We start from the raw sequence: 17,613 nt of genomic DNA, 5'->3' as shown, positions 1-17,613 counted from the left end.
CGGTGCCCTGCCTTTGCCGTTCCAACCCAACTGACTCGCAGTTGTTGTCGTTTTCGGGGCCCAGAACGACATCTGCTGCCAGTCAGTTGGGTCAGCGCCGCCAGCGGATGGCTTCGAACAGTCTCTCCACGGATGCTGCGACCCGGCGTGCTGCCCCCGCGGAAATGCCACCCAGCCAGCGGAAGGGCGAGGATAGGAGCTGGAACCACCTGGACATCAAGGACGGCGGGAACCAATCTGCGCGGAAGACCGCGAACCAGGAGGCATTGCGACGGAACGCGGCACGGACTGCCGCGATCCGGACCGCGGCCGCGTTCGCTTGTTCCACTGCGGTATTCGCCGGGGCCGCCGGGGGACCGTAACGCTGCCGTTCGAAGTCGCCGGTGAGCGATGCGACTGCATGCTGCCCGGCGTCGTCGGCGGTTCCCGACGGCGACGCTGCAGCCGTCGGCGCTCCGAGTGCAGCCGATTTGCTCAATCGGGCCGCGAAATGCCGCGGCGTTTCGCTGGGCACGGGCGGTACACCGTAATCCGTGGCGAGGTCCTGAAGCTCAGCCCATGCCAGAACCGGACCATCCCGGGGCGGGGCCGGGCCGGCCGCGCCTACCGCACCGGTCTGCTTGGCCCGTGCCGGCCTCAGGCGCCGCGCCCGGATGCCGGAACGGACCAGCCGGGGGGACGCCGCCAACACCGCCAAAAGGAGCGCGGCGGCCGTGACATAAAGAACGGTCGCGGAGCCGGTGGCCGTGCCCGATCCAACCCCCGGACCCGCGACGGGCGGTACAGCAGCTGTGCTCGGCGGGGGAGTCGGGGAACCCGGAGCCAGGTTCTCGTCGTGCAGGTTGGTGCTCGGGCCGCCCGGTGCCACAGGCTCGCTCGCATACGGCGGAACGACGCCGCGGGATGGGGTTGGCTCGAAGGCGACCCAACCGACGCCCTCGAAATAGAGCTCGGGCCAGGCGTGGGCATCACGGGCATCCACCTGGTACTCCGGCAGGGGTTCCTGTCCCGCCACGGCAACTGTGGCCCCTGTAGCGTGGCCCGGCGCGTAGCCCACGGCGATGCGGCTCGGGATTCCGTCCAGCCTCGCCATGACGGCCATCGCGGAGGCGAAGTGCACGCAATAGCCGCTCTTCTGCTGCAGGAAATCGGCCAGCACGGACATGCCGTTGCCGTCATACCCGCCCTGGACCGGAGCCTGCAGGGAGTAGCTGAACTGGGACGAGCGCAGATAGTTCTGGATCGCCATCGCCTTGGCATAGTTGCCGTTGGCGCCGGCCGTCACTGTCTTGGCTGTGTTCTTCACAATGTCCGGGACATTGCTTGGAAGCTGGATGAAATCCTGCGAGATGGAGGTGGGCTTGGCGTTGTCCTGGCTCAACGTTGCGGACGTCAGGGCCGGCAGCGCCGAATACACCGTGTACTGCTGGTTCCTGGTCGTGCCGTCCTCGCCTCGGATGCTGAGCGTTGCGGGATCCCACGACCAGCGGCCGCTCAGACCGTTGACGGCTGTCGGGGCATAGGGGACCGGCAGATACGGACTGGTGAATTGTCCGGTGTCGACCACCGTCAGTTGACGCACCAGATCGGAGGGGAGCGGGTAGTCCGGCGCCATGCGGCCCGGTCCAATGCGCCGGGAGGCTTCGCGGTCGTCCGGCGCCCAGGTATCGCCGTCGAACTTGTCGATGGTGACGGAGCGCAAGTACACCGGGGCCGTGGAACTCGTGGCATAGGTGATGCTGCCGTCGCCGCTTGGATTCCGCAGGCTGTTGCCGAGCGTGATCATGGGGTTCAGGCCGTTTGAGACTCCCCAGGGATTCAGCCTCGAACCGACCGGAAACGTCCCGCGTTCGAAGCCCGGAACCGCCAACGGCAACAGGAGCCCCAGCACCAGGGCCACGCCACCGATCACCATGGACCGTTTGAGCTGCCCGGTGCCATGGGCGTTGTCGGTCTGCAGCCGCGAGTCCGGTGCGAACCACTGGCTGCAACCCAGGATCAGGATGAAGCCGACGGCGGCGGCGAGGAATCCGGGCAGCCCGCCGCCTTGCGGCTTGATGGTCGCCGGGAACAAGAGGACTACCAGGAGGCCCAAGCCACTCGTCGCAGGCATACCGAGCGGGACCGCCAGCGCATCGATGAGGACAGCCACCAAGCCCAGGGCCGCGCAGGCGACGAACACTATTCCGGCATTCGGAGAGACGGGTGCAGTCTCCGATACCACCGTCTCGCCGGCCCGTTTGAGGAATTGGCCCAGCGTGTCAATGGTCGCGCCGGAAGGAATGAAGCCGGCGATGCTTTCCGGCCGGAAGAACGTGAAGTCGAGGATGAACACCAGGGCCAGCAAGCCGCCCAAAGTGGTGAGCACCGGGTAGACCCTCAAGGCACGAAGCGCAGCCAGCGTCAATCCGACGACAAACACCGTGGTGATGGCAGGAACCAGCCAAGCCCAGCCCCTGAACACCCCGTTGAGCGAAAGCGATGCTCCGAGTACGGCGAAAGCGATGGCCGCCGACATTGCCCAAGGGTAGGCTCCGGGTCCTGGCGTTCGCGGGCGGGGCGCCCTTCCCGGACCACGGGCACCGCCTGGACCGAGGGCTCGCCCCGGACCACGGGGGTCACCTGACCCTGCCGACTCCGGGCCGGGGGACCGTCCTGGAGGGCCGTTTCTGGAGGTGGTGGTCATCGTGGCACCGCGGCGCCACGGCGGACGTCCATCGCTGCGGCAGCAGCTGCGAGGATCTCTCCTTGGTCGAAACCGGCCCATGCAGCTGGAAGGTCCGTTCTCGAACTCACGGCGACGGCACGCCAGCCGCCCAGCTTCAAAGCTTCAATGACGGGCTGGACATGGTGCGGGTGGTCGGTGACCACGAGGGCAAAAGCGTTGGCCCCGTAGCCGGCAGCCGGCGCCAACGCGCGGGCCTCGGAGAGCGGCATGTTGCCGAGCAGTGCGAGGACCGGGCCGCGCAGGCGGTGTGCCGCCAGCTTGTCCATCAGATGGTCGTCGAAGGGGGCCTCGGCACCCTCGACGGCGGCGGCTTCTTTACGGCCGCGCTCGGCGTGGACGTGCCGTGGGCCGCTGAGCTGGATGGCGGCGAGGCTTTCGGCAATGGATTGCAGGCCTCCCAAACCGCTGAATTCCTCGGTTTCGGGATACGGTGCGGAGCGGGATGCGCGAAATGCGGGGTGTCCGGCAGCATCGAGGAAACGCAGCGAATAGTTGCGATCGGCAAGGTGGGCGCTGATCGACATCGCTGCCGTCACGACCCATTCGAAGTTCTCGTTGCTGACCAGCTCAAAAGCGTCCTCGTGGGCAGGGCCGAAGACCGCGGCCGAGCCCGATACGAAAGCGGAATAGCGCTGGTCCATGATGATGGTCGCCTCCGGCGTGGTGACGGATTCCTCCTGCCGCACCATGAGTTCGCCGTGCCGCGCCGTCGCGGCCCAGTGGACGCGTCGCATGGGGTCGCCATGCCGGTATTCGCGGGTCATCACGTCGTCGTCGCTGGGATTGGCGCGGATCCGGGTGGCCGTCACGCCGTCGTTTCCGCGCGCGCCGGCGAGGCCGGTGGCGGGGAGTTCGACGGCGGCAGGCGTCACGGTGAGGATGTCGCCGTCGTCGATCTGGTGCCTGTGCAGCGACAAGCCGAAGGGATCGCAGAACTCGGCCGTCACAGGTCCGATCCTGAACTGGCCGCGCTTGCCGGACCGCAAATGGTATTCGTAGCGGCTGGTGCCGCCGGAAGCTGCACGGGCAGGAAAGCGAAAAGCCGGAGGTTCGCCGAAGCGCGGCGGCAACTGCTCCTCCATGATCACCGGCCCGGCGGCCGCGCCGGTCCGTGCCACCGCCAAGCGCACCGTGGCCGTGGAGGACGTCTCCACGGAAGAGGGGTGGAATTCGCGGAACACCTGGAAGCGCGGTTTGAGGATGCGGGCGCCGGCAAGCGATACCAGCGGCAGCACCAGCAGCAGGATCCCGAGGGCCAGCAGATCCCGCCTGCCCATGATCTGGGCAAGCAGCAATGACCCCACACCGCTGGCCAGCAAGCCCCAGCCACGGGTAGTGAACAGATGCTTCGGAAGTAGATCGATCAGAGCCATGCCTGCCCCCTCCTTCGCTCCTAGCTGCCGCGGCGTTCCGCGCCAGCGTCTTGGCTTACCGGGAGGGAGGCCAGGATGGCCCGGATGATGCTGTGCGGAGTGTCACCGGAACTCGCGGCCTTGCGGTCAAGGATGATGCGGTGCGCAAGGACGGACTCGGCTACGGAAATGACGTCGTCGGGAAGGACGAAATCCCTTGCGTCAAGGGCTGCGGTCGCTTTGGCCGCGCGCAGTAGTTGCAGCAGGGAGCGCGGGCTGGCCCCGAGGCGCAGTCGGGCGCTGTCCCGGGTGGCCCGGCCCAAGGCGACCGTATATTCCTTGACCGATTGGGAAACGTAGACCTGCTGCACCGTGGCGATCATCGCGGCGACGTCAGCAGAAGTGACCACCGGGGTGACTTTGGCGAGGGGTGAGACCGCCTGATGCGTCTCGAGCATCTCGATCTCGGAGAGTTTGTCCGGGTAGCCCATCGAGATGCGGGCCATGAAACGGTCCCGCTGCGCCTCCGGCAGCGGATACGTTCCTTCCATTTCGATGGGATTCTGTGTCGCGACAACCATGAACGGCTCGCCCAGCTGGTAAGAATGGCCGTCCACCGTGACCTGGTGTTCCTCCATGCATTCGAGGAGGGCGGACTGCGTCTTGGCAGAGGCGCGATTGATTTCGTCTCCGATCACGATGTTGGCGAACACCGCACCCATCCGGAACTCGAACTGCCGCGAGGACTGGTTGTAGATGGAGACGCCCGTGACGTCGGAAGGAAGCAGGTCCGGGGTGAACTGGATACGGCTGACCTTGCAATCGATAGTGCGGGCGAGGGTCTTGGCAAGCAATGTCTTGCCGACACCCGGCACGTCCTCCACCAGCAGGTGGCCTTGGGCGAGGAGCACGGTGAGGGCAAGTTTGGCGGCCTCGGCTTTGCCGTCGATCACCTTGTTGATGGCCGTCAGGATCTTCTCGCTGGCGGCGTGGAATTGCTCAGGATCCATGACCGTCGGCTTGTACCCGTTGAGGGACTCGCGCTCAGGTGGCAAGGCAACCGCGGCCTCATCCGGCAGCAACTGTTCATCAACGGTGCCGTGTCGCTTTGAGTCCATGGACAATCCCCTCAGCCATGACAGAACCCCGGCTGGGCCGCGGTGCCCTGGCCGGGATATACCGCCTTTTGTACCAGACTACCCAGCCTAGGCCCGCCGCAGACAGAGGCAGCTTCCGGAGGAGTGACTGCGAAGGGATACAGGAGTGATCAGAAGGCATCAGCAGAGAAAGATAGGGTGGATTCATGTGCAATTCCCTCCCCCCGGCTTCCTACCGCGTGCCTGAAACCGGCGATTCCCGCAAGGAATACCCGCCTGCTCCCGAGCCCCTGCCGGTCCCCGTGATGGACAACCACACGCACCTCGACTTCCGGCACGGCCTGCTCGAAGTTGCTGTGGCGGATGCTCTGGATGCGGCCGAGGCCGTGGGTGTCCAGGGTGCGGTGCAGGTAGGTTGCGACCTTGAGTCATCGCGCTTCACGGTCCAGGCGCTTGACGCGGACCGGCGGCTCCTCGGAGCTGTCGCCATCCACCCCAACGATGCCCCCGTTTACGCGGGCCGCGGAGAGCTGGAATCGGCGCTCGCGGAAATCGAAGAGCTGGCGGCCCACCCGAGGGTCCGTGCGATCGGCGAAACCGGACTTGATTTCTTCCGCACCCATGGCGACGGACTGGAGCACCAGCGCCAATCGTTCCGCCGCCACATCGATATCGCGAAGAGGCTGGACCTCACCCTCCAAATCCACGACCGTGACGCCCACGACGACGTCGTCCAGGTTCTCCGGGAGGAGGGGGCTCCGGAGCGGGTGGTATTCCATTGCTTCTCGGGCGATGAAGAACTGGCGCGGATCTGTAACACGAACGGCTGGTACATGTCCTTCGCGGGCACCATGACGTTCAAGAACGCCGCAAACCTGAGGGACGCGCTGGCCATCGCGGATCCGGAACTGGTACTCGTCGAAACCGATTCCCCGTTCCTCACACCGCACCCCTACCGGGGCCGTCCGAACGCGAGTTACATGGTGCCGTACACCGTTCGTTCCATGTCTGAAGTGACCGGAACAGAACTTTCCACGCTGTGTTCGCAATTGGCTCAGAACACCGTCGCGACCTACGGATCCTGGGACTGAGCAGAAACCGTGTTGCATACCCAGTATGTAAAATTCTTGGTCACTTTATAACGCTTCGGTTACAGTGGGTAACCAGTAGCCGGGGTCGGGGAAGGCCTTCGGACAACTAACTCCGTTCGCAATTGGTGTTTTCAGTTGAATTGAGTGTGGCGGCGCACAACTCCGCTGCAGTCCTCATGCATGCTTCGGCCTGCATCCGGGACCGCGGCAGGAGGCCCTTGTGCGCTTTTCCCCGTGCCCGGATGGTCCAAAAGTTACGGGCAAACATGGTCAAGTTCTTCACCACGGGCGGCAAGTTCAGTTTCGTCAAGGTCGGTGCGCAGCTGCTGGTGCTTTTGGCACTGGTGCTGGGAGTCGTTGCTTTTACCGGCAACAACAAATCAGTCACCCTCAATGTCGACGGCAAAGTGAGTTCCGTCCAGACCTTCGGCAACACCGTTGACCAAGTGGTCAAGGCAGCCAAGGTTGATCTGAAGGCTGAAGACCGGGTCTCCCCGGCCTTGGACGCCTCGGTGCAGAACGGCTCCATCATCAACGTCAACCTGGCCAAGGCCGTCACCGTCAGCCTTGATGGCGCCCAGCGGACGGTCAACACCACGGCCCCGAACGTCGAAGGCCTCGTCTCCGAACTCGGCGTCGCGAGCGCATCGGCTGTCTCCCAGCCCAAAGACACGCAGCTGGCCGTCTCCGGATCATACGTTTCGATCCTGACCCCCAAGACGATCAGCCTGATCGTGGACGGGCAGAGCTCTTCGAAAACCACGACGGCGCCTGACGTGGGAACCGTCCTCAGCGATGCCGGCGTCTCGCTCGGCGCGAACGACCGGGTTTCGCAGCCCAACTCAGCTCCTGTTGTCCAGAACATGGTGATCAAGGTTTCCCGGGTGGACACCAGCAAGACCGCAACCGAGACGGAGAACGTCCCCTTCGACACGGTCACCACGGAAGACGCCACCCAGTTCAGCGACCAGAAGACGGTAACCCAGGAAGGTGTCCTCGGACTGCTCAGCAAGACGTTCAAGCTCGTCCTGGTGGATGGTCGTGAAGCTTCCCGGACTTTGGTCTCCTCTGACGTCACCGTCAAGCCGGTCTCCGCGAAGGTGACGGTCGGAACCAAGGAACGTCCCAAGCCTGCCGCGGCCGTTGCCTCCGGACCTACTGGCGCGCCGAACGAGGCAATGTGGGACAAGGTCGCACAGTGCGAGTCCGGCGGGAACTGGGCCATCAACACCGGCAACGGTTACTACGGTGGCCTGCAGTTCGACATCCAGACCTGGATCGGTTCCGGCGGTGGCGCCTACGCTCCCAACGCCGCCGCCGCCAGCAAGGCCCAGCAGATCGACATCGCCAACCGCGTCTACGCGCAGCGCGGCCTGTCGCCGTGGGGCTGCGGATGGGCAGCTTCGAGCTAAGCGAAATGAAATTGGCCGGGTCCGGAATCTTCCGGGCCCGGCCTTTTCGCGTGCTGAAGATGGAGGACGGGCGCCCCCGCTAGTCGCTCAGACGATACGATACCTAGGTGATTGAACCGAATTCCGAACCCGCCGCCGTCGCACCCCTTCTGGGAGCTGCGGACATCCGACGGCTCGCCGAGGAAATCGGTGTCCGCCCGACAAAGACCCTGGGCCAGAACTTCGTCATCGACGGCAACACGATCCGCAGGATCGTCTCTGCCGCCGGTATCGATCCCGAGGAAACCGTGCTGGAGGTCGGGCCGGGGCTGGGTTCGTTGACGCTCGGCCTGCTCGACGCCGCCAAAACAGTCGTCGCTGTAGAAATCGATCCCGTACTGGCCGGCAAGTTGCCGGACACCGTGCGCACCTGGCGCCCCGAGGCCGTGGACGATTTCCATCTCGTCCTCTCCGACGCCATGAAGGTCACCGAACTTCCAGTACAGCCCACCGCCCTCGTGGCCAACCTTCCGTACAACGTGGCGGTCCCGGTGGTCCTGCACTTGCTCCAACATTTCCCGAGCCTGCAACACGGGCTGGTCATGGTCCAGGACGAGGTGGCGGACCGGCTGGCCGCGGGTCCGGGCTCCAAGATCTACGGAGTCCCCTCGGTCAAGGCCGCCTGGTACGGCCACATGCGCAAGGCCGGCGTGATCGGTATGAATGTCTTCTGGCCCGCGCCGAAAATCCACTCCGGGCTCGTGTCCTTCACGCGCGGCGCACCGCCGGCAACGCACGCCACGCGCGAACAGGTCTTCGCGGTCATCGACGCCGCATTTGCCCAACGCCGCAAGACGCTCCGCGCGGCCCTCGCGACCTGGGCCGGGAGCGCGGCGGAGGCCGAACGTTTCATCGTGGCTGCCGGCGTTGATCCGACGGCCCGCGGAGAAGTGCTCGATATCAACGCGTTTGTCCGGATCGCCGAGGCACGCCACCCCCTGGACGCATGAATCCGGCAATCAGCGGTGTGAACCGCGGGCGCTTCGTCGCACGGACGGTACGCGTCCGGGCACCGGGCAAGGTGAACGTGTCCCTCAACGTCGGCCCCTTGCGGCCCGACGGCTACCACTCAGTGGCCAGCGTGTATCTCGCGGTGTCCCTGTACGAGGAAGTAGCCGCCACGAGCACTGAGGGGCCCGGGATTACGGTCAGCGTCGGTCCCTCAAGCACGTTGGACCTCGACGGCGTGGACATCCCCCTGGACGAGCGGAACCTGGCCTACAAGGCCGCCGCCATCATGAGGGATGTCTCGGAGAACTCCACGGGCGTGCACTTGGAGATCACCAAGCGTGTCCCCGTTGCCGGAGGCATGGGCGGCGGCTCGGCCGATGCCGCGGCGACACTCCTGGCCTGTGATGCGCTCTGGAACAGTGGTTTGTCACGCGAAGAACTGGCCCACCTTGCAGCCGAGTTGGGCGCGGACGTGCCGTTCTCGCTCCTCGGAGGCACCGCCGTCGGGCTTGGCGTCGGCGACGAACTCTCACCCGCCCTGGCGAAAGCGCAAATGGACTGGGTCCTGGTCTGCGCCGACTACGGACTCTCCACGCCCGAGGTCTTCCACACCTTGGACAGGCTTCGGAACACCGAAGGACTCGACATCCCCGAACCGCTCGAGGTGGACGCCAAGATCCTGCAGGCGCTGCGAGACGGGAATCCCGACGCCCTGAGCAAAGTCCTTATCAACGACCTCCAGCGCGCCTCGATCGAGCTGGCTCCACAGTTGCGGGACACCATCGGGATAGGGGAGTCGAACGGCGCCCTCGCCGGGATTGTTTCCGGTTCCGGCCCCACCGTGGCTTTGCTCGCCCACAACCCCCGGGCGGCCGAGGGGCTCGCCGAGGACCTTCGGCACCTGGGCCACAACGCCCTTGCCGTGCACGGCCCGGTTCCCGGTGCCCGGATCATCTCCGATACCCTCCTTTGACAAGTCGCCAATAGCGATTCTCCTGACTATTCACACCAGAAAGTAGTACCCAGTGGCCCACCTGCTCGGCGGTGAAAACCTCACCGTTTCGTTCGCAACCCGCACCATCCTCGACGGCGTAACCCTTGGTTTGGAGGACGGCGACAGGATCGGCATGGTCGGGCGCAACGGCGACGGCAAATCCACGCTGATGCGCTTGCTGGCATTGCGCTCGACTCCCGACTCCGGCCGCGTCACCAAACGCGGCGACGTCAATGTCGGCTACCTCGACCAGTCCGACGTGCTCGACGGCGACCTCACGGTGGGGGCCGCGATCGTCGGCGACCAGGCCGACCACGAATGGGCCGCGAACCCCAAAATCCGGGAGATCATGGGCGGCCTCGTGGCCGACGTCGATTGGCACGCCAACGTGCATGCCCTCTCCGGCGGGCAGAAGCGCAGGGTCGCTTTGGCCAAGCTCCTCATCGAGGATCACGACGTCATCATGCTCGACGAGCCCACCAACCACCTCGACGTGGAAGGCGTCGCGTGGCTCTCCCGGCACTTGAAGACCCGCTGGCGGGCCAACCAGGGCGCGTTCCTTGTGGTGACCCACGACCGTTGGTTCTTGGACGAGGTCTGCAACCGGACGTGGGAAGTGCACGACGCCATGGTTGACCCGTTCGACGGCGGCTACGCGGCCTACGTGTTGGCCCGCGCCGAGCGCGATCGGAGCGCATCCGTCGTCGAAAGCAAGCGGCAACAGCTGGTCAAGAAGGAACTGGCGTGGCTGCGCCGGGGCGCCCCGGCACGCACGTCGAAGCCCAAGTTCCGCATCGAAGCCGCCAACGAGCTGATCGCCGATGTTCCTGATCCGCGCGACTCCGTGGCCCTGAGCAAGATGGCAACCGCGCGGCTCGGCAAGGACGTGCTGGACCTTGAAGGGGTCTCCCTCGACTTCAAGGGCGACGACTCTGCCGGCCGCACAAAGCAGAAGCTCTTCGACGACGTCACCTTGCGCTTGGCGCCGGGGCAACGGCTCGGACTGGTGGGCGTCAACGGCGCCGGGAAGTCCACGCTGCTGAGGCTTCTCAACGGCGAGATCACGCCGAGCTCCGGAAAGGTCAAGCGCGGAAAGACCGTTGTCACCGCGGTGCTCAGCCAGGACGTCAAGGAGCTCGACGATGTGTCCGACCTTCGCGTGATCGAGGTCATCGAACGCGAGAAGCGCTCCTTCAGCGTTGGCGGCAAGGAATTCACGGCCGGCCAGCTCGTGGAGCAGCTCGGGTTCACGAAGGAAAAGCAGTGGACACCCGTCACCGACCTTTCCGGTGGCGAACGGCGCCGCCTGCAACTTTTGCGCCTGTTGGTGGGCGAACCGAACGTCCTGATGCTCGACGAACCCACCAACGACCTCGATACCGACACCCTGGCCGCCGTCGAAGACGTCTTGGACGGCTGGCCCGGCACACTGGTCGTTGTCAGCCACGACCGCTACCTGCTGGAACGCGTCACGGATTCCCAAATGGCGCTCCTGGGTGACGGCAAGCTGCGCGGGCTCCCGGGCGGCGTGGACCAGTACCTGGAATTGCGCGAAGCCGCGTTGGCGAGCGGCGCGGTGACCGGCGGCGCGTCGCGCGGTAGCGCGAGGCCGACGGCGGCAAGCGGCTCGAGTGCCGCCGCTTCCGGGCCCAGCGAAGCGGAGAAGCGTGAAGCCCGTAAGGACCTGAACAGGATCGACAGGCAGCTGGGCAAGATCGCGCAACAAGAAGAGAAGCTCCACGTCCAAATGGCGGCCAAGTCCCAATCCGGCGACTTCGATGGCCTCGGCGAACTGAACGCCAAGCTCCAGGAGCTCCTCGAAGAAAAAGAAGGCCTCGAGCTCGAATGGCTTGAGGCGGCCGAGATCCTGGGGGAGTAGGCGGGGACGTCGCGGATTCCCGCGGTCACCTTGGGTGCCGGGGCCGGACAACGGTCCTTCGGCGTCGCTTAGACACAACGCAAAGGGGCTACTCGCTCGCTGAGCGAGCTCCTAGCCCGTTGCGTCGCGATGCGCTCCTTTCCGAAGAACCGCCGTCCGGCGGTTAAGGGGCGGCGGACTGCCGGCGTCGTCCGCCAGACGTGAGATGGGGACGGGGTCCATGGAACTCAAGGCGGTGAAACTTCGGCGATTCTCGACACCCAAATGTTTTGGCGACTCGGGACGTGGAATTCGATGCGCGGATTCCGGCGTCGATAGGAATTTTGCGCGTCGACGGGGTATCCGGCGTCGGAGGTCGAGGCGCGGGTCGGAAGCGGTTGCTTGGTGAATCGTTGGCGCTTCGAGACACCCAAATGTGCTGGTGACGCAGAAAGAGAAAACCGCTGCGCGGATTCCGGTGTCGACAGGAATTTTGCGTGTCGGCAGGGCACATCTGCGTCGTGAAGGGCCGAGTCGCGGACGGAAGATTGGCAAGAGCGGCGCTGCGGGCCTTCGGGTAGGAGCGCATCGCGGCGCATCGGGGTTTGGAGGTCGCTCAGCGACCGGAAGACCCCTTATGCGCTGTGTCTAAGCGACGGCGAAGGGCCGTTGCGCCGCGCAGGCGACCACGGAAACCCGCGAAGGGCCGTTGCGCCGCGCAGGTGACCACGGAAACGCGCGAAGGCGACCCGAACGCCCTAGCCCTCGCTCCGCAGTTCCGGCTCCTTTTGGAGGCCCGTCAGGCCGTTCCATGCCAGGTTGACCAGGTGGGCGGCTACTGCGCGTTTGTCGGGCTCGCGGTGGTCCAACCACCATTGGCCGGTCATGGCCACCATGCCTACCAGCATCTGGGCGTACATGGCGCCGTCGGCTGCGCTGAATCCGCGCCGGGAGAATTCGTCGGCGAGCAGGTTTTCCACGCGATCCGCCACGTGGGAGAGCAGGGTGGAGAAGGCGCCTTCGGGTTGGGAGGGCGGGGCGTCGCGCATGAGGATCCGAAAGCCATCGCTCCGTTCTTCGATGTAGCCAAGCAAAGCTAGGGCCGCCTGTTCAACGAGGACGCGTGGTTTGGCTTCGGCGGCGAGGGACTCGTTGATGGCGTCGAGCAGGATCCGGAATTCGAACTCCACAACCTGCGTGTAGAGGCCTTCCTTCGAGCCGAAGTGCTCGTAGATCACCGGCTTGGACACGCCTGCGGCGGCTGCGATTTCGTCAATGGTCGTGGCGTCCAGGCCGCGGGCGGCGAAGAGGCCCCGGCCAATTTCGATGAGCTGGGAGCGGCGCTGGGAGCCTGTCATCCGGGCACGGGCAACCTGGCCTGCGGGTGCGTGGTTGATCACCCTGGAACCCGTCGATTGCCGGGGAATTCCTGTGCTGTTGCTCACGCATCCATCATGCCTCATGTCCAGCGCGAAGCGGCCTCGGGAGGGCATGTCAGTACCGCTGAAAAGGACTTAGGAATGCACCAAGTCGCGAACACCGCAATGGTCATGGCAAACTAGATTCTTGTGTGTGCGACCCGGTCAATCGGGAACCCCGCGGACCCTGCGTCCGCAAGGGCCACGTGCGCACGGTCCGCTCTGGTGTAATGGCAGCACCCCGGCCTTTGGAGCCGTGGAGTATAGGTTCGAATCCTATGGGCGGAACTTGTCGGTGGACTGCCGGCACCGCCTCTGAAGGCACCGTCTCTCCCGAAGCTGTCCACTGGCTGCGCGGAAGGCTGTGAATCGGCAAGAGTAGGATAGAGCAGATGCCGCAGCCGGGTTCGCCCGGACCTAACCGAGCAAGGAGAGCGACTTCGTGAGCCCCGACACTACTGGCCCCGCCGCTGTAATTGTCCTAGCTGCCGGAGCCGGTACGCGGATGAAGTCGCGGACTCCCAAAATCCTTCACGAAATCGGCGGACGCTCCATGGTGGCGCACGCCATCCTCGCTGCTCGCTCCATCGATCCCCAGCAGCTGGCCTTGGTGGTCCGCCACGAACGGGACCTCGTCGCCGCGCACATCGAACTGATCGATCCCGACGCCGTCATCGTGGACCAGGACGATGTTCCGGGAACCGGACGCGCGGTGGAAGTAGCGCTTGACGCCTTGGACGCGAAGGCCGAACTCAACGGCACGGTGGTGGTCACATATGGCGATGTGCCCTTGCTTACCGGTTCCCTTCTTTCTGAGCTTGTCGCCACGCATGAATCCGAGGGCAACGCGGTGACGGTCCTGACGGCGGTCCTCGACGACGCCAATGGTTATGGCCGCATCCTTCGTGCCGAAGATGGCACCGTGCTGGGCATACGCGAACACAAGGACGCCAGCGACGCTGAGCGTTCCATCCGCGAGGTCAACTCCGGCATCTACGCTTTTGACGCAAAAGTGCTTCGAGAGCAGCTGCACAAGGTGACAACTGAAAACATCCAGCGCGAAAAGTACCTCACCGACGTGCTCGGATTGGCGCGCGACGCCGGAGGCCGGGTTTCCGCCGTCGTCACCGAGGATCGTTGGCAGGTTGAAGGTGCAAACGACCGGGTCCAACTGGCCGCACTCGGCGCCGAGCACAACCGCCGCATCACCGAGGCCTGGATGCGTGCCGGCGTCACGGTCGTTGACCCGGCCACCACGTGGATCGATTCCACCGTCACCTTGGACGAAGACGTCCGCCTCCTGCCCAACACACAACTCCACGGCACCACCACCGTGGCGCGCGACGCCGTCGTCGGCCCCGACACGACCCTCACCGACGTTTCGGTGGGCGAAGGCGCGAAGGTGACCCGCACCCACGGCTCAGGATCCATTATCGGTGCCGGAGCCAGCGTGGGTCCGTTCACTTACCTGCGCCCCGGCACTGTCCTTGGGGAGACCGGCAAGATCGGCGCCTTCTACGAAACCAAGAACGTGACGATCGGCCGCGGTTCGAAGCTGTCCCACCTCGGCTATGCCGGTGACGCCGAGATCGGCGAGGACACCAACATCGGCTGCGGCAACATCACGGCCAACTACGACGGCGAGAAGAAGCACCGCACGGTGATCGGCTCCGGTGTACGGACCGGTTCCAACACCGTCTTCGTGGCCCCAGTAACGATTGGCGACGGCGCGTACAGCGGCGCCGGCGCGATCATCCGCAAAGACGTTCCGGCCGGAGCCCTCACCCTGAGTGTTGCTCCCCAGCGAAACGCCGAGGGCTGGGTCATCGCCAACCGGCAGGGCAGCAACTCGGCCCAACTGGCGCAGGCTGCGCAAGCCGCGCATGGCTCCACTGCCACCCCCGATTCCTCAAGTACTCCGGCAACCACAGAAGAGGGCACACAGGCATGAGCGAAATTACCGCACACGGCGAGAAGAAACTAGTTCTCGCCGCCGGACGGGCGCACCCCGAGCTGGCGCAGGAAATCGCCAAGGAGTTGGAAACCGAACTCCTGCCTATCGACGCTTACGACTTCGCGAACGGGGAGATCTATGTGCGCTCAGCGGAGAGCGTCCGTGGCACCGATGCCTTCGTCATCCAGGCTCACCCGGCCCCGCTGAACAACTGGCTCATGGAGCAGTTGATCATGATCGATTCCTTGAAGCGCGCTTCGGCGAAGCGGATCACGGTTGTTTCGCCGTTCTACCCGTACGCCCGGCAGGACAAGAAGGGCCGCGGCCGCGAGCCGATCTCCGCCCGTTTGGTGGCCGACCTCTACAAGACTGCCGGCGCGGACCGCATCATGTCCGTGGACCTGCACACTTCCCAGATCCAGGGGTTCTTTGACGGCCCCGTGGATCACCTGATGGCCATTCCGTTGCTTGCCGACTACATCCGCACCAGGGTCGAAGCGGACAACATCACCGTTGTCTCGCCGGATACCGGCCGTGTCCGAGTCGCGGAACAGTGGGCCGAGCGACTGGGCGGCGCGCCGTTGGCGTTCGTCCACAAGAGCCGCGACCTCACTGTACCGAACCAGGCTGTCTCCAAGACCGTCGTCGGACAGATCGAAGGCCGCACCTGCGTCCTGATCGACGACATGATCGACACCGGTGGAACGATCTCCGGCGCTGTCCAGGTCCTTAAGAACGCCGGCGCCAAGGACGTCATCATCGCGTGCACCCATGCCGTGTTCTCCGAGCCGGCGGCACAGCGCCTGGCCGATTCCGGTGCCCGCGAAGTCGTCGTCACGAACACCCTGCCGATTCCGGCCGACAAGCGCTTCCCGCAGCTCACGGTGCTGTCGATCGCACCCTTGATTGCGCGCGCCATCCGCGAAGTGTTCGACGACGGCTCCGTCACCAGCCTCTTCGACGGCAACGCCTAGCCCCACCGGCTGACTAGTCCCGACCCAAACATTTGGTCCCGACCCAACTGACTGCAGTGGTTGTCGTTTTCGGATCTCATAACGGCAACAAATGCGAGTGAGTTGGGTCAGGCCGGGGCCGTTTTCCCTTTGGCGGGACGCGGCTGCTAAACTCTTGGGGATACCTTGGCGAGGGAGAGCACATCCGGGTTAAAACCGGATTGCGGGTCTCCGTTATCGACTGGGTCTGAATCTCCTTCAACGAAGGCGGGACTGAAGCTGCTGCCCAGCGGCTGGCGTTCCGCCGGGCGTGGAAGGTCACCACAGACCTCCGCCCTTGCTGATCGACTTGCCGGCAATTTGCCGACGCCACAGTAATCAAGGAGTACACATGTCTGAGCAGAAGCTCGCAGCAGAACTGCGCACCGAATTCGGCAAGGGTTTCGCCCGCCGCGCCCGTGCAGCCGGCCAGATTCCGGCCGTCATCTACGGCCACGGCGCTGAGCCCATCCACATCAACCTCCCGGGCCGCGCCACCACCCTGGCCGTCCGCGTTTCCAACGCCCTGCTGGCCCTCGACGTCAACGGCGAAGAGCACCTGGCCCTCGTGAAGGACATCCAGCGCGACCCGATCAAGCAGATCATCGAGCACATCGACCTCCTGACCGTCCGCAAGGGCGAGAAGGTCACCGTTGACGTGGCCGTCCACGTTATCGGTGAAGCTGCCATTGGCGCAGTCGCAAACCAGGAAGCCACCACGGTTTCCCTCGAAGCCGAGGCCACGCACCTGCCGACCTTCGTCGAAATCAGCATCGAAGGCCGCAAGGCCGGCGAGCACGTCCACGCTTCGGACATCGTCCTGCCGAGCGGCTCGGAACTGCTTACCGATCCCGAGACCCTCATCATCAACATCTCGGAGGCCACTTCGGAGGCCGAAGAAGAGGCAGCTCCTGCCGCTGAGTAGTCTTTCTCTTTATTAGTCGTTCGGTTTGGTAGTCGTTCCGACTAATCGAGGCATTTGCCTTTGCGAGTGGCCGGGTCCCTGAGGGCCCGGCCACTTCTTTTTCATTCCACCCTCTTGATTCCCTAGGATGACTCCATGACAGACACTTGGCTGATCGTAGGCCTTGGCAATCCCGGCGCCGAATACAGCCACAACCGCCACAACGTCGGCCAAATGGTCCTGGACGAGCTTGCCTCGCGCATGGGCGGAAGCTTCAAGGCGCACAAGGCCAGGGCCCAGGTGGTCGAGGGCAGGCTCGGGATCGGGGGGCCTCGCGTGGTACTGGCGAAACCGATGAGCTATATGAATGTTTCCGGGGGGCCGGTTTCCGGCCTCGCCAGGTTCTTCGACATCGCTCCGGATCACGTGATTGCCGTCCACGACGAAATTGATATTCCCTTCAACACCGTTAAATTGAAGATCGGCGGCGGGGAAGGCGGGCACAACGGCCTGCGGGATATTTCCAAGGCTTTGGCTACAAAGGACTACTTGCGGGTTCGCGTGGGGGTCGGCAGGCCACCCGGGAGGATGGACACCGCGGATTATGTCCTCAGGGATTTCGGGGCCTCCGAGAAGAAAGAGCTTCCATTCCTCCTGGACGAGGCGGCGGATGCGGTGGAGGTGTTGATGACCGAAGGTTTGCTTGCCGCCCAGCAGAAGTTCCACCCCGTCAAGGCCTAGCCTGCGCACTCAATTCAATGGTTAACAAGTACCCTGATCGTTCGTCCGCTGACTAATTGATTCGCGCCGATCGCTATGATAC

The 17,613-nt window shown here is 64.6% G+C and carries 13 protein-coding genes and 1 tRNA gene; 10 read left to right on the top strand and 4 right to left on the bottom strand.

What is annotated here, in order from left to right; translation table 11 throughout:
• Positions 1-91 precede the first annotated feature (91 nt).
• The 3 genes from QRN59_RS03030 to QRN59_RS03020 all read right to left on the bottom strand — a co-directional run bounded on the left by QRN59_RS03030 (position 92) and on the right by QRN59_RS03020 (position 5,198).
• A complete protein-coding gene (locus tag QRN59_RS03030) occupies positions 92-2,518 on the bottom strand; it encodes a transglutaminase TgpA family protein (protein ID WP_284981029.1) in 2,427 nt (808 codons plus the stop codon).
• 164 nt (positions 2,519-2,682) lie between these two features.
• Positions 2,683-4,101, bottom strand: coding sequence for a DUF58 domain-containing protein (locus QRN59_RS03025; RefSeq protein WP_284981028.1), 1,419 nt, complete (start codon positions 4,099-4,101; stop codon positions 2,683-2,685).
• A gap of 20 nt (positions 4,102-4,121) precedes the next feature.
• Positions 4,122-5,198, bottom strand: a complete 1,077-nt coding sequence (locus tag QRN59_RS03020) for an AAA family ATPase (protein ID WP_284981027.1) — start codon at positions 5,196-5,198, stop codon at positions 4,122-4,124.
• 185 nt (positions 5,199-5,383) lie between these two features.
• Between QRN59_RS03020 and QRN59_RS03015 the strand changes: the two genes are divergently transcribed.
• The 5 genes from QRN59_RS03015 to QRN59_RS02995 all read left to right on the top strand — a co-directional run bounded on the left by QRN59_RS03015 (position 5,384) and on the right by QRN59_RS02995 (position 11,543).
• Positions 5,384-6,268 carry a TatD family hydrolase gene (locus tag QRN59_RS03015; protein ID WP_284981026.1) on the top strand — a complete coding sequence of 295 codons (885 nt, stop codon included), beginning with the start codon at positions 5,384-5,386 and terminating at the stop codon, positions 6,266-6,268.
• 266 nt (positions 6,269-6,534) lie between these two features.
• A complete protein-coding gene (locus tag QRN59_RS03010; protein ID WP_284981025.1) occupies positions 6,535-7,680 on the top strand; it encodes a resuscitation-promoting factor in 1,146 nt (381 codons plus the stop codon).
• A gap of 107 nt (positions 7,681-7,787) precedes the next feature.
• On the top strand, positions 7,788-8,669 hold the full coding sequence (rsmA, locus tag QRN59_RS03005; protein WP_284981024.1) for a 16S rRNA (adenine(1518)-N(6)/adenine(1519)-N(6))-dimethyltransferase RsmA: 882 nt from the start codon (positions 7,788-7,790) through the stop codon (positions 8,667-8,669).
• A complete protein-coding gene (locus QRN59_RS03000) occupies positions 8,666-9,643 on the top strand; it encodes a 4-(cytidine 5'-diphospho)-2-C-methyl-D-erythritol kinase (protein ID WP_284981023.1) in 978 nt (325 codons plus the stop codon). The genes rsmA and QRN59_RS03000 overlap by 4 nt, the downstream gene beginning before the upstream one ends.
• Before the next feature lie 52 nt (positions 9,644-9,695).
• On the top strand, positions 9,696-11,543 hold the full coding sequence (locus tag QRN59_RS02995; RefSeq protein WP_284981022.1) for an ABC-F family ATP-binding cassette domain-containing protein: 1,848 nt from the start codon (positions 9,696-9,698) through the stop codon (positions 11,541-11,543).
• A gap of 737 nt (positions 11,544-12,280) precedes the next feature.
• Here the strand turns inward: QRN59_RS02995 and QRN59_RS02990 are convergent.
• Complete coding sequence (locus tag QRN59_RS02990) at positions 12,281-12,880, bottom strand: TetR/AcrR family transcriptional regulator (RefSeq protein ID WP_236818432.1); 600 nt, start codon at positions 12,878-12,880, stop codon at positions 12,281-12,283.
• Positions 12,881-13,156: 276 nt separating this feature from the next.
• Here QRN59_RS02990 and QRN59_RS02985 point away from each other — a divergent pair.
• The 5 genes from QRN59_RS02985 (at position 13,157) to pth (ending at position 17,531) form a co-directional block, all read left to right on the top strand.
• Positions 13,157-13,228 (top strand) — tRNA-Gln (locus QRN59_RS02985).
• A 154-nt stretch (positions 13,229-13,382) separates the two neighbouring features.
• The gene (gene glmU / locus QRN59_RS02980; RefSeq protein ID WP_284981021.1) at positions 13,383-14,891 is read left to right on the top strand and encodes a bifunctional UDP-N-acetylglucosamine diphosphorylase/glucosamine-1-phosphate N-acetyltransferase GlmU; all 1,509 of its coding nucleotides are present in this window, start codon (positions 13,383-13,385) and stop codon (positions 14,889-14,891) included.
• Positions 14,888-15,868, top strand: coding sequence for a ribose-phosphate diphosphokinase (locus tag QRN59_RS02975; RefSeq protein WP_028266439.1), 981 nt, complete (start codon positions 14,888-14,890; stop codon positions 15,866-15,868). The genes glmU and QRN59_RS02975 overlap by 4 nt, the downstream gene beginning before the upstream one ends.
• Before the next feature lie 370 nt (positions 15,869-16,238).
• Positions 16,239-16,811, top strand: a complete 573-nt coding sequence (locus QRN59_RS02970; RefSeq protein WP_284752518.1) for a 50S ribosomal protein L25/general stress protein Ctc — start codon at positions 16,239-16,241, stop codon at positions 16,809-16,811.
• A 135-nt stretch (positions 16,812-16,946) separates the two neighbouring features.
• Positions 16,947-17,531 (top strand): aminoacyl-tRNA hydrolase, encoded by a 585-nt coding sequence (gene pth / locus QRN59_RS02965; RefSeq protein WP_269993268.1) that lies wholly within the window; start codon positions 16,947-16,949, stop codon positions 17,529-17,531.
• The last annotated feature ends 82 nt before the right edge of the window (positions 17,532-17,613 follow it).

The sequence above is a fragment of the Arthrobacter sp. efr-133-TYG-118 genome, assembly GCF_030209755.1.
Taxonomy (GTDB): Bacteria; Actinomycetota; Actinomycetes; order Actinomycetales; family Micrococcaceae; genus Arthrobacter.
The sequence above is the reverse complement of the archived record's forward strand: the minus strand, read 5'-3'. Positions and strand labels throughout refer to the sequence as shown.

Excerpts from the sequence above, each read along its gene's own strand:
- QRN59_RS03000 (WP_284981023.1), top strand. The coding sequence starts at position 8,666 with ATGAATCCGGCAATCAGCGGTGTGAACCGCGGGCGCTTCGTCGCACGG.
- QRN59_RS03020 (WP_284981027.1), bottom strand. The coding sequence starts at position 5,198 with ATGGACTCAAAGCGACACGGCACCGTTGATGAACAGTTGCTGCCGGAT.
- QRN59_RS03030 (WP_284981029.1), bottom strand. The coding sequence starts at position 2,518 with ATGTCGGCGGCCATCGCTTTCGCCGTACTCGGAGCATCGCTTTCGCTC.
- QRN59_RS02975 (WP_028266439.1), top strand. The coding sequence starts at position 14,888 with ATGAGCGAAATTACCGCACACGGCGAGAAGAAACTAGTTCTCGCCGCC.
- QRN59_RS02990 (WP_236818432.1), bottom strand. The coding sequence starts at position 12,880 with ATGACAGGCTCCCAGCGCCGCTCCCAGCTCATCGAAATTGGCCGGGGC.
- QRN59_RS03010 (WP_284981025.1), top strand. The coding sequence starts at position 6,535 with ATGGTCAAGTTCTTCACCACGGGCGGCAAGTTCAGTTTCGTCAAGGTC.
- pth (WP_269993268.1), top strand. The coding sequence starts at position 16,947 with ATGACAGACACTTGGCTGATCGTAGGCCTTGGCAATCCCGGCGCCGAA.
- QRN59_RS02970 (WP_284752518.1), top strand. The coding sequence starts at position 16,239 with ATGTCTGAGCAGAAGCTCGCAGCAGAACTGCGCACCGAATTCGGCAAG.
- QRN59_RS03025 (WP_284981028.1), bottom strand. The coding sequence starts at position 4,101 with ATGGCTCTGATCGATCTACTTCCGAAGCATCTGTTCACTACCCGTGGC.
- QRN59_RS03015 (WP_284981026.1), top strand. The coding sequence starts at position 5,384 with ATGTGCAATTCCCTCCCCCCGGCTTCCTACCGCGTGCCTGAAACCGGC.